Annotated in this window: 14 protein-coding genes; 7 read left to right on the top strand and 7 right to left on the bottom strand. The window is 72.2% G+C overall.

Annotated features, from left to right (window positions below; all coding sequences use genetic code 11):
* Positions 1 to 52: 52 nt before the first annotated feature.
* Positions 53 to 697, bottom strand: coding sequence for an SRPBCC family protein (locus HNR25_RS21905; protein ID WP_184638256.1), 645 nt, complete (start codon positions 695 to 697; stop codon positions 53 to 55).
* Positions 698 to 917: 220 nt separating this feature from the next.
* On the opposite strand from HNR25_RS21905, the gene HNR25_RS21900 reads away from it, so the two are divergent.
* Positions 918 to 1,985 (top strand): COX15/CtaA family protein, encoded by a 1,068-nt coding sequence (locus HNR25_RS21900; RefSeq protein WP_184638254.1) that lies wholly within the window; start codon positions 918 to 920, stop codon positions 1,983 to 1,985.
* Here the strand turns inward: HNR25_RS21900 and HNR25_RS21895 are convergent.
* Positions 1,930 to 3,300, bottom strand: a complete 1,371-nt coding sequence (locus HNR25_RS21895; RefSeq protein WP_184638251.1) for a PrsW family intramembrane metalloprotease — start codon at positions 3,298 to 3,300, stop codon at positions 1,930 to 1,932. The two genes, HNR25_RS21900 and HNR25_RS21895, sit on opposite strands and share 56 nt — an antisense overlap.
* A gap of 165 nt (positions 3,301 to 3,465) precedes the next feature.
* Complete coding sequence (locus HNR25_RS21890) at positions 3,466 to 4,449, bottom strand: heme o synthase (protein ID WP_184638249.1); 984 nt, start codon at positions 4,447 to 4,449, stop codon at positions 3,466 to 3,468.
* Positions 4,450 to 5,091: 642 nt separating this feature from the next.
* Here HNR25_RS21890 and tkt point away from each other — a divergent pair.
* The 5 genes from tkt to pgl all read left to right on the top strand — a co-directional run bounded on the left by tkt (position 5,092) and on the right by pgl (position 12,033).
* Positions 5,092 to 7,212: a transketolase gene (gene tkt, locus HNR25_RS21885; RefSeq protein ID WP_184638247.1), complete on the top strand. Its 2,121-nt coding sequence runs from the start codon at positions 5,092 to 5,094 to the stop codon at positions 7,210 to 7,212.
* A gap of 203 nt (positions 7,213 to 7,415) precedes the next feature.
* Positions 7,416 to 8,522 carry a transaldolase gene (gene tal / locus HNR25_RS21880; RefSeq protein ID WP_184638245.1) on the top strand — a complete coding sequence of 369 codons (1,107 nt, stop codon included), beginning with the start codon at positions 7,416 to 7,418 and terminating at the stop codon, positions 8,520 to 8,522.
* Positions 8,523 to 8,706: 184 nt separating this feature from the next.
* Positions 8,707 to 10,236 carry a glucose-6-phosphate dehydrogenase gene (gene zwf, locus HNR25_RS21875; RefSeq protein ID WP_184638243.1) on the top strand — a complete coding sequence of 510 codons (1,530 nt, stop codon included), beginning with the start codon at positions 8,707 to 8,709 and terminating at the stop codon, positions 10,234 to 10,236.
* 91 nt (positions 10,237 to 10,327) lie between these two features.
* The gene (locus HNR25_RS21870; protein ID WP_184638242.1) at positions 10,328 to 11,254 is read left to right on the top strand and encodes a glucose-6-phosphate dehydrogenase assembly protein OpcA; all 927 of its coding nucleotides are present in this window, start codon (positions 10,328 to 10,330) and stop codon (positions 11,252 to 11,254) included.
* Complete coding sequence (gene pgl / locus HNR25_RS21865) at positions 11,251 to 12,033, top strand: 6-phosphogluconolactonase (RefSeq protein WP_184638240.1); 783 nt, start codon at positions 11,251 to 11,253, stop codon at positions 12,031 to 12,033. Before HNR25_RS21870 ends, pgl begins: the two co-directional genes overlap by 4 nt.
* Before the next feature lie 125 nt (positions 12,034 to 12,158).
* On the opposite strand, the gene HNR25_RS21860 is transcribed toward pgl, so the two are convergent.
* Genes HNR25_RS21860 through HNR25_RS21850 form a run of 3 tightly spaced genes read right to left on the bottom strand, consistent with a single transcriptional unit; the run spans position 12,159 to position 15,304 of the window.
* Entirely contained in the window at positions 12,159 to 13,445 is a 1,287-nt protein-coding gene (locus HNR25_RS21860; RefSeq protein ID WP_246463811.1) for an ABC transporter substrate-binding protein, read from the bottom strand.
* A gap of 19 nt (positions 13,446 to 13,464) precedes the next feature.
* On the bottom strand, positions 13,465 to 14,340 hold the full coding sequence (locus HNR25_RS21855) for a carbohydrate ABC transporter permease (protein ID WP_184638238.1): 876 nt from the start codon (positions 14,338 to 14,340) through the stop codon (positions 13,465 to 13,467).
* A complete protein-coding gene (locus HNR25_RS21850; RefSeq protein ID WP_184638236.1) occupies positions 14,330 to 15,304 on the bottom strand; it encodes a carbohydrate ABC transporter permease in 975 nt (324 codons plus the stop codon). The genes HNR25_RS21855 and HNR25_RS21850 overlap by 11 nt, the downstream gene beginning before the upstream one ends.
* Before the next feature lie 561 nt (positions 15,305 to 15,865).
* Here HNR25_RS21850 and HNR25_RS21845 point away from each other — a divergent pair.
* The gene (locus HNR25_RS21845; RefSeq protein ID WP_312862679.1) at positions 15,866 to 17,206 is read left to right on the top strand and encodes a Gfo/Idh/MocA family protein; all 1,341 of its coding nucleotides are present in this window, start codon (positions 15,866 to 15,868) and stop codon (positions 17,204 to 17,206) included.
* A 239-nt stretch (positions 17,207 to 17,445) separates the two neighbouring features.
* On the opposite strand, the gene HNR25_RS21840 is transcribed toward HNR25_RS21845, so the two are convergent.
* Complete coding sequence (locus tag HNR25_RS21840) at positions 17,446 to 19,923, bottom strand: TIGR03986 family type III CRISPR-associated RAMP protein (RefSeq protein ID WP_312862678.1); 2,478 nt, start codon at positions 19,921 to 19,923, stop codon at positions 17,446 to 17,448.
* Between the last annotated feature and the right edge of the window lie 9 nt (positions 19,924 to 19,932).

The raw sequence follows: 19,932 nt of genomic DNA, 5'->3' as shown, positions 1-19,932 counted from the left end.
ATCTTGTAGCTACGGTTCGTGAAAACGTTTTCCCGTGTCGTTGGCTACAAGGTCAACGGGCGTCGTCTCCGGTGTAGACGGCGGCCGTGCGCGCGGCCGCGGCGCGCGCCGCCGGTTCGTCGTTGCCGGACTCGACGTCGGCCAGGCGCCACCGGTCGCTGCTGAGCTCCACGAAGCGCCGGCCCTCGTCGGAAGCCGTCCAGCCCTCGGCGCCGGCGGGGTCGGCGGGGTCGGCGGGCGCGCCGGCGTCCAGGTGCCGGGCGAGCCCCAGCAGGGCCATGTCCCAGCCCACACCGACGGCTCCGGGCCCGAACCACTCCCACATCTCGTCGTCGACGTGGCAGATGTGCACCAGCTCCAGGCGGGTACCGGCGGGCTCGACCGCCAGACTCACCTCGATCCAGCTGACCTGGCCGGAGAACTCCCAGGTGGCGGTGAAGGACGTGGGCGGGTCGCAACTGCTGATGGTCCCGCCCGCGTCGCCCTCCAACCGGTAATGGCCGCCTTCGCGCAGGTCGCCGGTGACCGGAAGGAACCAGCGCGAGATGCGCTCGGGACCGGTGACGGCGTCCCAGACGTCGTCGACGGGCGCGTCGTGGGTCTGGCCGATGGTCAGCACGTGCGCGTCGCCGGCATCGAGCATGCGGGTGCCCAGGCGCCGCCGTACGGCAGCGATCTGGTGGTTGACATCGGTCACGGGGTCTCCTCGTCGAGCCTCGCCTGCGCGGATCCGACGATCCGGGGCGGACCGGGGCGGACCGGGGCGCCGGGGACATCGGACGCGCTCATCCCATCACCGGGGACACGGCGCATGTAAGCACGGGCCGGATGCCGCGTGTCGTGCGCGGACTCCGCGCGCTGCGGGCACCGCCGGACCCCGTGCCGGGTCCCGCACACCAGGCACTACAGTCTGTCGTATGCGTGGTCTCCCAGCTCCGGCCCCTTACGCGGCCGACGACATCGTCCTGCTGAACCTTCCCCTGTGGGCCTGGCAGATCGCGGTGGCCGCGCTCGGGGTGGCCGCGCTGGCGTATTCGGCGCGCAGCGTGTGGCACCCCGCGACGGCCGCGCTGCGCTGGTGGGGGCTGGGCAACATCGTGGTCAACGTCGGCATCGCCGTCTCCGGCGCGACCGTGCGGGTGACCTCCTCGGGCCTGGGCTGCTCGGAGTGGCCCCGCTGCACCGAGGAGAGTTTCGTCCCCGTCGACACCGGCCACGCCGCGATCAACGCCGCCATCGAGTTCGGCAACCGTACGCTGACCTTCCTGGTGCTGGCCGTGGGCGTCATCGTCTTCGTGGCCACCCTGCGTATGCGGCCCCGCCGCCGCGACCTGGTCGCCTATGCCGCGGTCATCCCCCTGGGCGTCCTCGGCCAGGGGGTGGTCGGCGGCATCACGGTCTGGAGCGGCCTGCACCCGGCTTCGGTGGCGGCCCACTTCCTGCTGTCGATGCTCGTGGTCGTGCTGACCGTGGCTTTCTACGTGCGCTGCCGCGAGCCGCAGGGGCGGTTGCGCCCCACGGTCGCCCGGCCGCTGCGCCTGGCGGCCGCGGCCCTGCTCCCGCTGGGTTTCGCGCTCCTGGTCGCCGGAACGGTGGTCACCGGAACCGGCCCGCACGGCGGCGACGCCGGCGCCCCGCGCTGGGGCTTCGACATCGTCGCGGTCGCGCGCATCCACTCCGGCCTGGCCTGGGCGGTGCTGCTGATCAGCGCGGTCGTGGCGGTGGGGGTCACCGTGCGCCCCGCGCCCCGGCCCCTACGCACAGCCGCCTACCTGCTGCTGGCGGCCGTGCTCGGGCAAGGCGCCGTCGGCTACCTCCAGTACCTGCTCGGCTTGCCCGAAGGGCTGGTCGTGCTGCACGTGCTGGGGTCGGGTCTGGTGTGGGTGGCCGTCCTGCGCGTGTACTTCGCGACCGCCGAGCGGGTGGCGGTCACCGGCCCCGGCCCGGACCCGGCGGCGGATACGGCGGCTGCTGCCCGGGGTTAGGCGGCGGCCCCGGAGGCGGCGCAGCGCCGGGGGCGCCCGGCCCCGGAGGCTGGGGCTGGGCCGCGCGCTGCTGCTGCGCTCGGGCGATGACGTGCTCGAAGTCGGCGCGCTGCAGGAACCCGGAATCGGTCGGTTCCGTGGCCCACGCCGGAGCGACCGGCTGCTGCATGTGGCCGAGGAACGCCGTACGCGCCGCGTGCATCAGCGCGAGGAAGTTGTCGCGCCGCTGTTCCCAGCCGGGGCGCGCGACCCCGCGCGCCAGCCGCTGGTGCAGCAGCGCGAGCTCGGTAGCGGCCAGCTGGTAGTCCTTCATGGCGGTGCGGCCGCGGTTGCCCGCGTTGCGCTGGGCCCAGGAGCGCGCGCCGCGCCGGCCCGGCATGGAGCTGAGCATGCGCACGTCGGCCGGCGTGACCAGGCCGGTGGACACGTAGGGCGGCAGGAAGTGCGCGATGGCGGCGGCGTGCTTGCGGCGGTCCTGCACGGCCAGGACGATGATCGACACCAGCACGAAGAACAGCACGATGTAGGCGGCGCCGAACCCGATCCAGCCGAAGGCGGTGGAGGCGTTCCACAGCCCGTGCAGCACCACGGCGCCGATCCAGCCCAGCACCGGGGCCATCATCCGCGCGCCGCCGCGGTTGATGGCGGCGTAGGCTACGCCGATGCCGATCATCGCGGTGTAGAGCGGATGCCCGAACGGGGAGATCAGCCCGCGCAGCACGAAGGTGAAGCCGAGCCCGAACACGCCTTCGTTCAGGTAGGAGCTGAGGAAGTAGAGGATGTTCTCGGTGAAGGCGAAGCCGGTGGCCACCATCGCGGCGTAGATGACGCCGTCGGTCAGCGAGTCCAGCTCGTGGCGGCGCCGCCACAGCAGGATGAGCAGCACGAGGCCCTTGGCGCTCTCCTCGACCAGCGGCGCGCCCACCGCGGTGGAGACGAAGTCGCCCATGGACTGGCCGAAGACCGGGACCGTCACCAGCGCCATGCCCGCGGTGTTGAGGACGAAGGACGCCACGACGGCCACGCCGGCGCCCCACAGGAACGCGAAGGTGAGCACCGTGCCGGGTTCGGGTTCGAGCCGGTCCAGCGCCAGGATCAGCGGTACGAGGATCGCCACGGGGATGATCGCGGCGATCACGCTGATGGCGAATCCCACGACCCCCGCGACGCCGCCGTTGGCCAGGCCCGACCACAGCAGGTAGCCGAACATGGCCAGCATGCACAGCACGCTGACGACGATGCCGATCGTGAGTCCGACGGAGCGGCGGCCTGGCTTGCGCCCCTCGAGAATGGCTTTGGCGTCTAGTGCGGGCATGGCTTCAGATCGTAGTCCGTGATGGGAAGTGCACCGGCATCGCCCGACGCCGTCGGACCGGCGGCTCGTCCCACTGGGAGGCGCCTTCGGACCCGGCCGGCTCCCGGTGGCCGCTACCGGTCACCGGTGGTGCCTTGACGGCGTGGGGGTTCGGCTGGGCCGGGGTCAGCCCAGCAGGCCGGCCAGCAGCGGGTCGACAGTGACGGCGGAGAACAGCAGTGCCAGGTAGGCGTTGGACAGGTGGAAGAAGCCCATGGTGGACAGCTTCGGTCCGGTCGCGCCCGAGCGCACCCGCCACAGCAGCCGGTGGGCCTGCACCAGCAGGATCGCCCCCAGCACCAGCGCCACCAGCGCGTAGAACGGCGTGGTGCCGGCGACCGGCCACAGCAGCAGCGAGGTCGCCACCGTCGCCCAGCTGTAGAGGACGCACTCCAGCAGGACGCGCTGGTCGGTGGCCACCACCGGCAGCATGGGGACCTTGGCGGCCGCGTAGTCCTCCCGGTAGCGCATCGCCAGCGCCCAGGTGTGCGGCGGCGTCCAGAAGAAGACCACGAGGAAGAGCACGAACGGCGCCCAGTCCAGCCGGTCGGTGATCGCGCTCCAGCCGATCAGCACCGGCATGCAGCCGGCGATGCCGCCCCACACCACGTTCTGCGCGGTACGCCGCTTGAGCAGCAGCGTGTACACGAAGATGTAGAACAGGATCGCGAAGGCCGACAGCGCCGCCGAAAGGAGGTTGACCAGCAGCGCGAACCCGGCCGTGGACCCCGCGGCCAGCACCAGCCCGTAGATCAGTGCCCCGCGCGGGGTGACCTTGGCCATGGCCACCGGGCGCCGCCGGGTACGCCGCATCTCCTGGTCGATGTCGCGGTCGAAGAAGCAGTTGATCGCGTTGGCGCTGGCCGCCGACATCGTGCCGAACACCAGCGTGGCCAGCGCGGTGCCCAGCGGCGGCACGCCCGAGGCGGCCACGAACATCACCGGGATGGTGGTGATCAGCAGCAGCTCGATGACCCGCGGCTTGGACAAGGCGATGTAGGCGCGCGCGTGGGCCGCCGGTCCGGTGCCCGGCCGGTCGTCCCGGCGGCGGCCGCGGTCCGCGCCTGTACCGCCGTCCGCCTGGTGGGCGGATCCCTCCGTCAGCGCCATCAGAACCGCCGCGCGGCCGGCCCGGCCCCGGGCACCGTGGATTCGGGGGACATCCGCACTCCGGACACTGACACGCTCAACCTCAACGGAACTCAGGGGTCTGCTCGGCTCGCCACAGCGGGGGCGATCCGTACCGGCGGCGGAAGCGCGCCGGGAACGACCCCGTCAACGACATACTGTAGTACTTCGCTCGGACGCGCCTTCACCGGGTACCGCGTCCGAACCGCGCACCGCGTCCCAGGATGCCGCACGTCCCGCGCCGGCGGCGCGGGAGGAGGCGCCGCAGCACACATAGCAGGCTCGCACACCCTGCGCCGCAGCGCACGGGCGCCACGCAGCCCGGGGCCGCACCGTCCGCGCACAGGGCTCTCGGGTCACTGAGACGTGTCAGACATAGGCCGCGGCGCGGGGGGACGATAAGCTCGCACACGGCCGCACGTGCCGACTCCGGCGGGCAGCCCCGGTCCCGGCCCGGGACGGCCCCGCCGGCCGGCGCTGGCGGCTCGGCGGCCCCTCCCTCGGCACCTGTGCGCCGGCGTCCGCGGGATCAGGCCACCGCGACCCCTGGACAACCCACATTCACCGACCCGGGCGGCGCGTGCCCGGGTGCCGCTGAATGCGCGAAAGGAGCCCTGAGCCCGCGTGAACATCGACACCTCCACGTCCCTTGAGTGGTCGGAACCGGACCGGCGCGCGGTGGACACGGTCCGCGCTCTGGCGATGGACGCGGTCGAGGAGGCGGGCTCCGGTCACCCCGGCACCGCGATGAGCCTCGCCCCGGCCGCCTACCTGCTGTTCCAGAAGATCATGCGGCACGACCCCAACGACCCCTCCTGGGTCGGCCGCGACCGCTTCGTCCTCTCCTGCGGACACTCCAGCCTCACTCTCTACATCCAGCTCTACCTGGCCGGCTACGGCCTTCCCCTGGACGAGCTGAAGCGGCTGCGCCAGTGGGACAGCCTCACCCCCGGCCACCCCGAGGTCGGCCATACCCCGGGGGTGGAGACCACCACCGGGCCGCTGGGCCAGGGCATCGGCAACGCCGTGGGCATGGCCATGGCCGCCCGCCGCGAACGGGGCCTGTTCGACCCCGAGTCGGCCCCCGGTGAGAGCCCCTTCGACCACTTCGTCTACGCGGTGTGCTCCGACGGCGACGTCCAGGAGGGCGTCAGCCACGAGGCCAGCGCACTGGCGGGCACGCAGAAGCTGGGAAACCTCGTCGTCCTCTACGACGACAACCACATCTCCATCGAGGACGACACCCAGATCGCCTTCTCCGAGGACGTCGCCGCGCGGTATCGCGCCTACGGCTGGCACGTCCAGGAGATCGACTGGACCGACGGCGGCGCCTACAACGAGGACGTCGAGGCCCTGCACCGGGCGATGCTGGCCGCTCGGGCCGAGACGGAGCGGCCCTCCTTCATCCGGCTGCGCACCGTCATCGGCTGGCCCTCCCCCGGCAAGCAGGACACGGGCGCCATCCACGGCGCCGCCATGGGCGCCGACGAGGTGGCCGCCACCAAGCGCGAGCTGGGCCTGGACCCGGCGCTGACCTTCCACGTGCCCGAGGACGTACTCGCCCACACCCGTGCAGCGGTGGACCGCGGGCGCACCGCCCGCACCGTGTGGGAGCGGGACTTCGAGTCCTGGCGCAGCAGCGCCGGTGAGCGCGCCGACCTGTTCGACCGCCTGGAGTCGGGCCGGCTCCCCGACGACTGGGAGAAGGCCCTGCCGGTCTTCGACGCCGACGCGAAGGGCGTGGCCACCCGCAAGGCCAGCGGCGAGATCCTCAGCGCACTGGCGCCGGTACTGCCGGAGCTGTGGGGCGGATCGGCCGACCTGGCCGGCTCCAACAACACCACGCCCAAGGGCGAGCCGTCGTTCATCCCGGAGGAGTACTCCACCAAGGCGTTCTCCGGGAACCGGTTCGGACGCGTGCTGCACTTCGGCGTCCGCGAGCACGGTATGGGCTCGATCCTCAACGGCATCGCGCTGCACGGGCCCACCCGGCCCTACGGCGGAACGTTCCTGGTCTTCAGCGACTACATGCGCCCGGCCGTGCGGCTGGCGGCGCTGATGGGCCTGCCGGTGACCTACGTGTGGACCCACGACTCCATCGGCCTGGGCGAGGACGGCCCCACCCACCAGCCGATCGAGCACCTGTGGGCGCTGCGGGCCATCCCGGGGTTGGACGTGGTGCGCCCCGCCGACGCCAATGAGACCGCGGTGGCCTGGCGCACCATCCTGGCCAAGGGCGAGCGCCCCACGGCCCTGGCACTGACCCGGCAGAACGTGCCGACCGTGGACCGCGAGCGGTTCGGCCCGGCCGAGAACGCCGCCAAGGGCGGCTACATCCTGGCCGAGGCCGGCTCCGGAAGCCCTCAGGCGCTGATCATCGCGACCGGCAGCGAGGTCGACATCGCCATGCAGGCCCGCGAGCGCCTGGAGGAGGCGGGGACGCCCACGCGCGTGGTCTCCATGCCCAGCGTCGAGTGGTTCCGCGCCCAGGACGCCGCGTACCGCAACAGCGTGCTGCCGCCGTCGGTCGAGGCGCGGGTGTCGGTCGAGGCCGGCATCGGCCTGGGCTGGAACGAGTTCGTCGGACCGCACGGCGAGACGGTGGGCCTGGAGCACTTCGGTGCCTCTGCGCCCTACACCACGCTCTACGAACAGTTCGGGCTGACCCCTGAGCGGGTAGTGGCCGCGGTGCACGCCAGCATCGCCAAGCTCGGCGGTGAGCAGGGCTCGACGACCGGGAATTGATCCCGGCGGGAGGGACTTCCCCGGGGGCGGGGGGCGCTTCGCCGTCCTCCGCGACGCCGTCGGGGCCCCGTGCCCGCGGACGTGCCGGCGGCGCGCCGCCGGCACGTCCGCGGGCACGAAGACACGCGCGTGACGCGCAGCGTCCCCACCCGGGACGGCGGCGGGTCGCGCTCGGGAGCACAGCTACGAGGAAGAGCCAAGGCATGACCGAACCGCTTCACACACTGTCCGCCGAGGGCGTGGCCGTCTGGCTGGACGACATCAGCCGGGACCGGCTGCGCTCGGGCAACCTGCACAAGCTCGTCACCGACCGCAGCCTGGTCGGTGTGACCTCCAACCCCACCATCTTCGACAAGGCGCTCAAGGAGAGCGACGCCTACGACGACCAGTTGCGCGACCTCGCCACGCGCCGGGTGTCGGTCGACGAGGCCGTGCGCTCGATCACCGGCTACGACATCCGCTGGGCCGCCGACGTCCTGCGCCCGACCTACGAGTCCACCGGCGGGACCGACGGCCGGGTCTCGTTGGAGGTCGACCCGCGCCTGGCCCGCGAGACGGAGCGGACCGTGGCCGAAGCCCGCGGCCTGTGGTGGCTGGTGGACCGCCCCAACGTCTTCATCAAGATCCCGGCCACCGCCGAAGGGCTGCCGGCGATCACGCGCGCGCTGGCCGAGGGGATCGACGTCAACGTCACGCTGATCTTCTCACTGGACCGCTACCGCGGCGTGATGGACGCGTTCATGGCCGGGCTGGAGCAGGCCCGCGCCAACGGCCGCGACATCTCGCGCATCCGATCCGTGGCCTCCTTCTTCGTCAGCCGCGTCGACGCCGAGGTCGACAAGCGGTTGGACGGGATCGGCACCGACGAGGCCGCCGCGCTCAAGGGCCGCGCGGCCATCGCCAACGCGCGCCTGGCCTACGAGGCCTTCGAGCAGGCGTTCGCGACGGACCGGTGGAAGGCGCTCGCCGACGCCGGCGCCAGCCCGCAGCGGCCGCTGTGGGCCTCCACAGGCGTCAAGGATCCCGCCTACGACGACACCCGCTACGTCGATCGGCTGGTGGCGCCGGGCACCGTCAACACCATGCCCGAGGACACGCTTGAGGCCGTGGCCGACCACGCCGAGATCACCGGCGACACCGTCCGCGGCGGCTACGAGCAGGCCCGCGCGGACCTCGCCGCCGTCGCGGCCCTGGGTATCGACTACGACGACGTCACGGCCGTCCTCGAAGACGAAGGCGTCGACAAGTTCGCCAAATCCTGGGACGGGCTGCTCGGGCGGGTCTCCGAGCGGCTGGAGGCCCACAGCTGAGCCCGGTACCGGCTCGGCATAGGGCCGGGACCGGCGAAAGAGCGCAGCAGCGCCACCGGTCGGGCGGGCGGCCCGGTGCGCCCGCCGGGCCGGTCCCCGCCAGGGGTCGGCGGGGCGCCGACCGGGCGCCGCTGCGCCGCACAGCCACCACGACGACACGGGAGCGACGTTGAAAGAACCGGTGATGCCGGGAGCGATCCCGAACCCGCTGCGCAGTGAGGAGGACCGCCGCCTGCCACGCATCGCCGGGCCGAGCGTGCTGGTGCTGTTCGGGGTCACGGGCGACCTCGCCCGCAAGAAGCTGCTTCCGGCGATCTACGACCTGGCCAACCGCGGCCTGCTGCCGCCCGGTTTCGGCCTGGTGGGCTTCGCCCGCCGCGACTGGGCGGACCAGGACTTCGCGGCCGAGGCGCAGCAGGCGGTGCGCGAGAACGCGCGCACGCCCTTCCGCGAGGACGTGTGGCGCCAGCTCAGCGAGGGCCTGCGGTTCGTGGCCGGCGAGTTGAACGACGACGCCGCCTTCGACGAGTTGGCCCGCACCGTGCGCGAACTGGACGCCGAACGCGGCACCGGCGGCAACTACGCGTTCTACCTGTCGCTGCCGCCCAAGCTGTTCCCGAGCGTGGTCAAGCAGCTCAAACGCTCCAACCTGGCCGAGTCGGAGGAGTCGGCCTGGCGGCGCGTGATCATCGAGAAGCCGTTCGGCCACGACCTCGAGAGCGCCCAGGAGCTCAACGCGGTCGTCGACGACGTGTTCCCTCCGCAGTCGGTCTTCCGCATCGACCACTATCTGGGCAAGGAGACCGTCCAGAACATCATGGCGCTGCGGTTCGCCAACACGCTCTTCGAGCCGCTGTGGCACCGCAACTACGTCGACCACGTCCAGATCACCATGGCCGAGGACATCGGCGTGGGCGGCCGGGCCGGCTACTACGACGGCATCGGCGCCGCCCGCGACGTGATCCAGAACCACTTGCTGCAGCTGTTGGCGCTGGTGGCGATGGAGGAGCCGGTGACCTTCAGCGCCGACGCTATCCGCGCCGAGAAGGAGAAGGCCCTCTCGGCGGTAGAGCTTCCCGCCGACCTGGCCTCGGGTACCGCGCGCGGCCAGTACGCCGGAGGCTGGCAGGGCGGCGAGCAGGTGTCGGGCTACCTCGACGAGGAGGGCATCCCCGACGACTCCACCACGGAGACCTACGCGGCGATGAAACTGGGCGTGGGCAGCCGCCGCTGGGCGGGCGTGCCGTTCTACCTGCGCACCGGCAAGCGCCTGGGCCGGCGGGTGACCGAGGTGGCGCTGGTGTTCCAGCGGGCGCCGCACCAGGTGTTCAGCTCCGTCGACGTCGAGGATCTGGGCCAGAACGCTCTGGTGCTGCGCATCCAGCCCGACGAGGGGGTGACCCTGCGGTTCGGTTCGAAGGTCCCCGGCCCGGCGATGGAGGTCCGCGACGTCACCATGGACTTCACCTACGGCCAGTCCTTCACCGAGGCGAGCCCCGAGGCCTACGAGCGCCTCATCCTCGACGTGCTCATCGGCGACCCGCCGCTGTTCCCGCGCCAGGAGGAAGTGGAGCTGTCCTGGCGGATCCTCGACCCGGTCGAGGAGTACTGGGCCAAGCAGGGCCGGCCCGAGCAGTACGAGGCCGGCACGTGGGGGCCGCGTTCGGCCCACGATCTGCTGGCGCGCGACGGCCGCCTGTGGAGGCGGCCGTGACCGGCGCCGACGCGGGCCGGCGCGCGCCCGCCGGCCGATCCGCGGCCGGGCTCCGGCCGATCCTTCGCACGCTTTGGGGAGGCGACGTCCGATGACGCTGTACCTGCCGCATACGACCACGTCGGAGATCACCGACGCGCTGACCGCCGAGCGGCACAGTGTCGGCGGCGGCGCACTGAACATGGTGCTGACGCTGATCGTGGTGACCGACGAGGCCGACCATTACGACGCCGTGCGCGCCGCCACCGAGGCCGGCCGCGAGCACCCCTCGCGGATCCTGGCGCTGATCCGCCGCGATCCGGGCGCCGATCCCTCCATCGACGCCGAGATCCGCCGGCCCGGAACGTCGGGTCCGGGAGAGGCGATCCTGCTGCGCCTCTACGGTCCGCTGGGCGAGCACCCGGGCTCGGTGGTGACGCCGCTGCTGGTGCCCGACTCCCCGGTCGTGGCCTGGTGGCCGGGTGTGGGCCCGCAGAACCCGTCCGCCGACCTGGTGGGGCGGCTGGCCCACCGCCGCATCACCGACGCGCTGCGCGCCGCCGACCCCATCGCCGACCTGCGCGGCCGCATCCGCAATTACCAGCCCGGCGACACCGACCTGACCTGGACCCGGCTGACCCCGTGGCGGTCGCTGCTGGCCAGCACCATGGACCAGCCGTGCGGCTGGGTGGAGTCGGCCGAGGTCACCGGGGAATCGGACTATCCCAGCGCCGACCTGCTGGCGGCGTGGCTGTCGGACCGGCTGGGGGTGGGCGTGCGGCGCAACCTCTCGAACGGGCCCGGAATCACCGGGTCGCGGCTGATCACCGAGGACGGCGACATTTCGGTGCAGCGCAAGGACGGGCGCGTGGCCACACTCTCCCGGTTCGACCAGCCCGAGCAGTCGGTGGCGCTGTCGCGGCGCCGGCTGTCGGAGTCGCTGGCCGAAGAGCTTCGCCGGCTGGACGCCGACGACGTCTACGAACGCACCGCCAAGCACATGGCCGACCTCAGGCAGCCGACGGAGGAGCCCGCGTGACCACTCCGACAGCGATCGTGCACCGCGATTCCTCGGCACTGGCCACGGCGACGGCCGCACGTGTGGCGATCCGGCTGGTCGACGCGCAGTCCGCGCGGGGCGACGCCTCGATCGTGCTCACCGGCGGCGGTGCGGGCATCGCGGTGCTGGCCGAGCTGGCCCGGACACCCGCCCGCGACGCCGTGGACTGGAGCCGCCTGGACGTGTGGTGGGGCGACGAGCGCTTCCTGCGGTCGGGCGATTCCGAACGCAACGAGACCCAGGCGCGCGAGGCCCTGCTGGACCACGTCGGCGTCGACCCCGAGCGGGTGCACCCGATTCCGGCCTCCGACGGGCGCGACGGTGCCGACCCGGGTCTCGCGGCCGAGCGCTACGCCGCCGAACTGGCCCGCGCGGCGCCGCCGGAGAGCGGCTCCCCGATCCCGGCCTTCGACGTGTGCCTGCTGGGCGTGGGCCCCGACACCCACGTCGCGTCGCTGTTTCCCGAGCAGCCGGCGCTGCACGAGGACGAGCGCGCGGTGGTGGCGGTGCACGATGCGCCCAAACCACCGCCGACCCGGATCTCGCTGACGTTCCAGGCCATCCGCTCGGCCCGCGAGGTGTGGCTGCTGGCGTCGGGGGCGGGCAAGGCCGACGCGGTCCGGCAAGCCCTCGGCGGCGCCGGTCCCGTCCAGGTGCCGGCGGCGGGCGCCTACGGCCGGTCGCGCACGTTGTTCCTGCTCGACGCCGATTCCGCGGCCGGGCTGCCTCCGGAGTTCGCCTCTCGCGGACAGCGGTAGGCGCGCCGGTCCGCTGCGCCGGCGGCTCCGGCGCTCCGCCGCGCCCCTGCTACCGCGCGCGGGCCGGCGCCCGCCCTTCGGCCGGAAGGGCGGGCGCCGGTTGTGGATCGGCGCGTGGGGAGCGGTCACCCGGCTCCGCCGGTGGCCTCCTCGACCTCCGAAATCCAGCGCTCGGCGGCCCCCTCTGGGGTGAGGTCGCCGAACATCACGTCCTCGTTGATGCGCATCGTGATGTCGACGACGTCGCCCGCGCCCATGGGCGGGGGCGGGACGGCGCCGGCCACGTCGCCCTCGATCTCTTCGAGGAACTCCGCGCTCTCCTGGTCGGGCGCCGACAGCTCGCTCATCAGCTCTTCGCGCAGCTCGGTGTTGGCCGGCAGCCCGCGGTCGGCGAGGATGAGCTCGCCCGCCGCCTTGTCGTTGACCAGGAAGTCCACGAACTTCGCGGCCTCCTCCGGGTGCTCGGTACCGGCGGAGATCGAGTAGTGCATCGCCGGCTTGAAGAAGGTTCCGGCCTGGGCGCTCTCGCTCTCACCGGGGAAGCGCAGCAGCTCCAGGTCGCGTCCGGACGTCTCCTCCATAGTGCCGAGCTGGTTGGTCCAGAAGGACGCCATGGCGCCGGAGTTGTCGGCCAGCACGGACTGGTCGGGGCCTCCCGCCTCCACTTCCACGCTCTTGGAGGCGCCGGGAGCGCCGCCCTCCTCGTGGACGCCGACCATGTACTCCCAGTACTCGGTCATGGTGGCCTTGTCGAAGTTCAGCTCGCCGTTCTCGTCGTAGAGGGACTGCTCGCGCTGGCGGGCGAAGATCTGGAAGCTCTGCTCGTTGAAGGCCATGTCCTGCGTGCCGATGATGTCGCCGTCGGACTGCTCGCTGATCTCGGCGGCGGTGTCGACCCAGTCCTGCCAGGTCCAGGTCTCGTCGTCGGGCATGTCCACGCCGGCCTCGTCGAAGGCCTGGGGATCGGCCATCATCGCGAAGGCGTTGACACCGGTGGGCACGGCGTACAGCCCGCCGTCCAACTCGCCGCCGCCCATGACCAGCTGGTCGAGGTTGGAGGTGTCGAGCTGGTCGCCGACCTCGCCGAGGTCCAGCAGGGCGCCGCGGTCGGCGTACTCGCGCAGGTAGCGCTCCTCCTGCGTGATGATGTCGGGCGCGTCGCCGGCAGCGGCGTTGGTGGCCAGCCGGTCCCAGTAGCTGGACCAGTCGGTGTACTCACCGGTGACCGTGATGTTGGGATTGGCCTCCTCGAACCGCTTGATCACCTCTTGAGTGGTCTCGTGGCGGTCGTCGGCGCCCCACCAGGAGAAGCGCAGCTCGACCGCCTCATCGCCGGACCCGCCTCCCCCGCAGGCGGTCGCGGCCATCACCAGAGCGGCGATGCCCGCCGCCGGTTTGAGCCCAAGTCGCATAGTCGGTGTTCCTTTCGAATCACTTGATTCCTGTGGTGGCGATACCGCGCACCAGGTACCGCTGCCCGGCGAGGAAGAATCCGAAGATCGGGCCGAGCGCGATCGCCGACATCGCGAAGAGGGGGCCCCAGGAGGTCTGGCTCTGGGAATCCACGAACGTCCGCAACGCGATGGGGACGGTGTACATCTCGGGGTCGGTCAGAAAGATCAGTTGGCTGAAGAAGTCGTTCCAGGTCCAGATGAAGGTGAAGATCGCGGTGGTGGCCAGCGCCGGCGCGGACAGCGGCATCACGATGCGCAGGAAGATGCGCACGTGCCCGCATCCGTCGATGCGCGCGGCCTCGTCCAGGTCGCGCGGCAGCCCGCGGATGAACTGCACCATCAGGAAGATGAAGAACGCGTCTGTGGCCAGCAGTTTCGGCACGATCAGCGGATAGTACGTGTTGATCCAGTCCAGATTGGCGAACAGGATGTACTGCGGAACGATCACCACGTGAATGGGCAGCATGATCGTCATCAGCATGATCGAGAAGAACAGCCGCTTGCCTTTGAACTCCAGCCGCGCGAAGGCGTAGGCGGCCATCGAGCAGGCCACCAGGTTGCCGATGATCGAGCCCGCCACCACGATCAGCGAGTTCCAGATGTAGTGGTGGAAGGGGAACTGCAGCGCCGTCCAGCCCTCGGTGTAGTTCTCCGGGACGAACGTCTCGGGGATCAGGCCGGGGTCGCTGAAGATCTCCGCGGTCGGTTTGAAGGAGCTGGAGACCATCCACAGCAGCGGGTAGAGCATGATCAGCCCGAAGGCGATCAGTCCGACGTGGATGAGGAGGCGCCGGCGGCGCTCCCGGCGCTCGTCGGTTCCGGAGGCGCCGGCGGGGGGCGTCTTAGTCACCATAGAAGACCCAGTACTTGGAGGCGAGGAAGTTCACGGCGGTGAACCCGGCGATGATGAGCAGAAGCAACCAGGCCATGGCCGAGGCATAGCCCATGTCGAAGGAGCCGAAGCCGGTCTGGTAGAGGTACAGCGTGTAGAACAGCGTGGAGTCGGAGGGGCCGCCCGTCCCGCTGCTGACGACGAAGGCCTGGGTGAAGGTCTGGAAGGCCTGGATCATCTGGAGCACGAGGTTGAAGAAGATGATCGGCGTGAGCAGCGGCACGGTCACCGAGAAGAACCGGCGCATCCGGGTGGCGCCGTCCACCGCCGCGGCTTCGTAGTACATCCGCGGGATCTGGCGCAGTCCGGCCAGGAAGATCACCATCGGCGCACCGAAGGTCCACACGTTCAGCACGATCAGGGTGCTCAGCGCGTAGTCGGGGTGGGACACCCAGCCCACGCCGTCGACTCCGAAGAACGCCAGAACCTGGTTCAGCAGGCCGTCCGCGCCGAAGACCCGGCGCCACAGGATGGCGATGGCGACGCTGCTGCCCAGTAGCGAGGGCAGATAGTAGACCGAGCGGTAGATCGGCAGGCCCCGCACGCCCCGGTCCAGGACCATCGCCAGGGCCAGCGCCATGGCCAGCTGCAGCGGCACCGACACGAACACGTACACGAAGGTCACGCCGAGCGCGGAGTGCAGCCGCCCGTCGGTGAGCATCCGCGTGTAGTTGTCCAGGCCCACCCACTGCGCCTCGCCGATGAGGGAGTAGTCGGTGAACGAGAAATACAGCGAAGCCAGGATCGGTCCGACGGTGATGCAGATCAGGCCGACGAACCAGGGGGTCAGGAACAGGTAGGCGGCCAGGCTGTCGTTGCTCCCCCCGGCCAGGCGCCGGAAGCGCGACACGCGCCGTCCGGGTGCTTCGGCGGCCGGGGCCGGCGCGTCCTCCTCCGGGGCGGCCGGCTCGCGGGTCGCCCCCATCACGCGGTCTCATCCCCACGGATGCCGGCGCGGCACTGTCCGCGGGCGTTCAGTTCGGCCGTTCGTCGAGTGTGCATGGGCTCCACCGTCCTCATTCAGCCCGGGAAGCAGGTGTGCGGAACCGGAGGGTCCGTCGCGCCGCGGGCGGCGCTCCGTCCGGAGGTCCCGGCGGGGATGTATTGGTAAGCGCTATCCAGTGTGCGGATGAACGGTTTTTAACACCCCTGCAGTACGCCGTCAATGCTCCCTCCGGCCCGCGGGGCTCCCGAAAAACGCCGCATAAAGCATGAAGATCCGCCACGAGCTGGAACGAAAGCCCCGTCCGGACGAGCGGGATCGAATGTGGCCCGGTTCACTTTCGCCGCCGTCCCGGTACCGCACCGTATCCTGATCGTTGCCTGATTTCGGCGGCAACCGCTTGCCTGCTCGCCGGAGGGCCCACCGCGGGCACCGGCACCGCACACAAGCGCACCACCAGCGGTTTCGCCGCGCAACCCCGGGAGGCGGACATTCCGCCGTCCGGGTCTGGACCACGCCTGGGAAAGCGTTTACCGTAGTGCTGTGATCGACTCCGCGATTAGCCCAGATCTGCCCGACTCCGCCTCCGAGCAGCGCCGATTCGCCGTGGTCGGCGCCGGGTCGCGCGCGCGGATGTACACCCGGGCCCTCGTCTCCACCCACGCCGGCGTCGCCCGCCTCGCGGCTCTGTGCGACACCAACAGCACGCGTATGGCCGCGCACAACGCCATCGCGCAGGAGCACGGCATGGGCCCCGTGCCGACCTACTCCCCCGACTCCTTCAGCGCCATGCTGCGCGACGAGCGGGTGGACGGCGTCGTGGTCTGCTCGGTGGACCGCACCCACGCCGACTACATCTGCGCGGCTCTGGAGGCCGGCTGCGACGTCGTGACCGAGAAACCCATGACCGCCGACGCCGAGGGCTGCCGCCGCATTCTGCAGACCCAGCGGCGCACCGGCGGGCGGGTCGACGTCGCGTTCAACTACCGCTACAACCCGGTACACACCCGGATGCGCGAGCTGCTGGCCGAGGGCGCCGTCGGCGACATCGGATCGGTCCACTTCGAGTGGCTGCTGGACCTGCGCCACGGCGCCGACTACTTCCGCCGCTGGCACCGCGAGAAGGAGAACTCCGGCGGCCTGCTCGTCCACAAAGCCAGCCACCACTTCGACCTGGTGAACTGGTGGATCGGCGCTGCGCCGGAACGGGTCTTCGCCTGGGGCGACCTGTTCTTCTACGGCGACGCCAACGGCAGCAGGCGCGGAACGGCCGCCGGCTACGAGCGCGCCCACGGTTCCGCCGACGCCGAAAGCGACCCGTTCGCGCTGCACATGGCCGACAGCGACGACATGCGCCGGCTGTATCTGGACGCCGAGCACGAGGACGGCTACCGGCGCGACCGCAACGTCTTCGGCTCCGGCATCACGATCGAAGACGACATGTCGGTGCTGGTGCGCTACGACTCCGGAGCCAAGCTCAGCTACCACCTCTGCGCCTACTCCCCCTGGGAGGGCTACCGCGTCGCGGTCACCGGTAGCCGGGGCCGCCTGGAACTCGACGTCACCGAGAGCCCCTACACCGAGCCCGGGCGCACCGACGGCACGCCGGTGCGCGGCATGCCCGCCCCCAAGGAGAGCACCACCTCCCGGCTGCTGCTGCGCCGGCACTGGCGCGAACCCGAAGAGATCGGCGTGGAGGTCGGCGAGGGCACGCACGGCGGTGGCGACGTGCGCATGCTCGACACGCTCTTCGGCACCTCGGGGACGCTGCCGACGCCCACGCACACCGACGGCGCCAACGCCCTGCTGACCGGACTGGCCGCCGACGAATCGATCCGCACCGGCGCGCCGGTGGACGTGGCGGCGCTGCTCGGCGACGACTGAGCGCGCCCGCGGACCCGGCACCCGGGGCGGCCTCCCTCGCGGGGCCGGGTGCCGGGCCGCTTGCGTGGAGGCCCGTGAGCCTCCATGCCCTCGGCGGGCGGTTCCTCCGTCGGCGGCACGGGCTCTGCTCGTCGCAGGCGCTGCCGGGCGGTCGCGATGCTATGCCCTCGGCGGGCGGGTCATCTCGGCGACCAGGAGGGGCACGGCGGCACGGGGGCAGAGCGCCGCCGGCCGGAACGTCACCCCGCCCCGGTCTCGGCCGTCCGGGCGTGGGCGGAGAAGCGGGTCTGCAGGTCGGGCAGGACAGGATAGACGGCGAACTCGTCGAGGTCCATGACGCGGGTCCAGCTCTCGGGCAGGCGGTGGCGCCACTGGGCGGCCAGCATCAGCGCCTCGACGCGGCGGACCTCGCTCCAGTCGCCGGGAACGGGCTCGCCCGCCTGCGTGCTCTGCTCCCGCTCCCAGGTCAGCAGCGCCTCGCCGAACGCGTCGAGCAGCTTCTGCATGCCTTCGTCGCCGACGCAGGAGACCCCGGCACCGGGGTCGAGCGAGGTGGCGCGCTCGGCCGGGTCGAGCAGGTGGAGGGCGGGGGCGATGTGCACGCTGCCGAAGCCGAGCGCCTTGCCCAGACCGATCTTGTGGGCGTAGAGGGGATCGTCGCCGTCGCCGCCTCCGGCGGGGTTGCCCAGGTGCAGCGCCTGCAGCAGCGCCCCCACTTCGGCGTCGGTGAGGTTGGTGAACGTGATGCGCCCGTGGAAGGCCAGTCCGGCGCGCACGGGCAGCACGTCGCGGGTGGTGGGCCCCGCGGCGACGCGGTCGGGGTGCAGGTGGGCGTAGCGCCGGGCGGATGCGGACAACGGGTCGTGGCGGTGCAGGTAGACCTTGTAGCCGCCCACGCGGACGTCGTTCTCGTGCGACCAGGTCACCAGGTCGGGCGCCTGGCCCCAGGTGTTCTCGGCGACCGGCTGGAGCAGGTAGTTGGCGAAGCAGCTGCGCTGCGGCGAGAGGAGCTCGACCCGCAGCGGGTGGTCGAACCAGGCGCCGTCGGTCTCGCCGCTCACGGCCGAGCCCACCGACACCCGGCCGCGTGCGGCGGATCCGGATCCGCCGCCCGGCGGCAGCAGGTCGACGTCGCCGAACAGGGCCCGCGGTACGTCCGGGCGGCGGCCGGTGCCCGCAGAGCGGGCGCGGGCGCGGGTGTGCACCTCCTCGGGGACGGCGCGGCTGATCGGGTCGAACTCGCCGACAGCGACCCGGTAGCCGCCGGAGCGGCCGAAGGACACGACGCGCCCGTCGGACTCCTGGTACCAGACGGGTTCGCCGCCGGCGCGGGCCAGGCCGCCCGCGCGCGGCCGGTCCGCGCCACCGCCGGTGCGATCGGGCTCGCCGGCACCGGCGGCCGCGGCACCCGGCCGGTCGCTCGGGAAGTTTCGGGCCTGGAACCGGGTGATCTGGTCGGCCGATTCCACGAGGTGGACGAGGTGGGCGGGGACCGGCAAGCTCCGGTCGGGGTCGGTGGCCGTGGGGAACAGGTAGGCGTTCTTGCGCTCTCCGGCGACGCCGGTCAGCACCAGGACGCATTCACGGGTGTCGAAAGCGACGTCGTCGATGCGTTCGAGGGCCCGGTCGTAGTCGTTGCGCCGGCCGCGCGCCGCCGCACGCGGGCGCTCCCCCGAGGCGCGCCGCATGGCCTGCTCGGCGCCGTCCCGCTTGCGGATCCAGCGTTCGCGCAACCGGTCGCGCGCTGCTTCGCGGCGTCCGAACGCGGGGGCCTCGCCCGAGGGCAGTACCGCCGTCGCCCAGAACCGCGACTCGGCGACGGTGCGCCCGTGGACACGGGGGCACAGCGCCACGACCGGCAGGTACTGGAACGCGCCGTGGAACTCGGCGGGAATGTAGCCGCCCGGCTCGCCGCCGTCACCGGACTCGTGGGGCGGCAGCTCGAACTCGGGCAGCTCGGGGAACCGGCGCAGGTCCTCGCGCAGGTCGGCGAGGCGGACCTGTACCGGGCGTTCGACGGGCAGCGGCCGGATCTCCCACGAGCCGGCCGCGGGGTCGCGGCGCAGGAACCCCGCCTGCACCGGGGTCCCGGGCGGGCCGGCGGGAGCGCCGCCGCGCTCGCGGTACTGCCGGTGCAGCCGCCGCATGACGTGGCGGGCGCGCCGGTCGCCGTGGGAGGCGGCGGGCGCCCGGAAGAACAGCTGCGGCGTGTTGACCGGTCCGGTCTCGCCGCCGGTGAGCACCCGCAGCGTGTTCCTGATCAGCCCGCGCAGGGACGCCCCCGGAAGGGCGGGGCGGCCGTCGATGGTCAGCGACCGTTCGGGCGCGCCGTCGCGGGTGGCGCCGACGAACGCGGGGGTGAGGGTGCGCACGGTGATGTCGATCCAGCCGGTGTTGGTGCCGGGGATGCGCTGGTCGTGGGCCGCCAGCAGGCGGTTCTGGGGCGTGCCCTCGCGCAGCACCGGCTCCTGGAGGCGGTCGGCGGGCATGGGGCGCTCGGGCAGCGGCACCAGCCCGTAGGGCGCGACCGCCTGGTGGTCGCGCAGCGGGTCGGGCGGGCCGGCCGAGGCGGGTGAAGCGCCGCCGCGCTCGTCGCGGCGCCTGGCGCGACCGCCGGGGGGCAGCGGTGCGGGCCGACGCGCGGCGACGGAGGCGCGGCGGCGCGGCATGGAGGCCGGAGACGGGCGGCGGGCGCCGGAATGGGGCTGATCGCTCACGGTGCCCTC

Origin of the sequence: Streptomonospora salina (genome assembly GCF_014204715.1) — a bacterium.
Classification (GTDB): domain Bacteria; phylum Actinomycetota; class Actinomycetes; order Streptosporangiales; family Streptosporangiaceae; genus Streptomonospora; species Streptomonospora salina.
This window is presented reverse-complemented; position numbering and strand designations above follow the sequence as displayed.

Excerpts from the sequence above, each read along its gene's own strand:
- HNR25_RS21900 (WP_184638254.1), top strand. The coding sequence starts at position 918 with ATGCGTGGTCTCCCAGCTCCGGCCCCTTACGCGGCCGACGACATCGTC.
- HNR25_RS21895 (WP_184638251.1), bottom strand. The coding sequence starts at position 3,300 with ATGCCCGCACTAGACGCCAAAGCCATTCTCGAGGGGCGCAAGCCAGGC.
- HNR25_RS21890 (WP_184638249.1), bottom strand. The coding sequence starts at position 4,449 with ATGGCGCTGACGGAGGGATCCGCCCACCAGGCGGACGGCGGTACAGGC.
- tal (WP_184638245.1), top strand. The coding sequence starts at position 7,416 with ATGACCGAACCGCTTCACACACTGTCCGCCGAGGGCGTGGCCGTCTGG.
- zwf (WP_184638243.1), top strand. The coding sequence starts at position 8,707 with ATGCCGGGAGCGATCCCGAACCCGCTGCGCAGTGAGGAGGACCGCCGC.
- HNR25_RS21870 (WP_184638242.1), top strand. The coding sequence starts at position 10,328 with ATGACGCTGTACCTGCCGCATACGACCACGTCGGAGATCACCGACGCG.
- HNR25_RS21860 (WP_246463811.1), bottom strand. The coding sequence starts at position 13,445 with ATGCGACTTGGGCTCAAACCGGCGGCGGGCATCGCCGCTCTGGTGATG.
- HNR25_RS21855 (WP_184638238.1), bottom strand. The coding sequence starts at position 14,340 with ATGGTGACTAAGACGCCCCCCGCCGGCGCCTCCGGAACCGACGAGCGC.
- HNR25_RS21850 (WP_184638236.1), bottom strand. The coding sequence starts at position 15,304 with ATGGGGGCGACCCGCGAGCCGGCCGCCCCGGAGGAGGACGCGCCGGCC.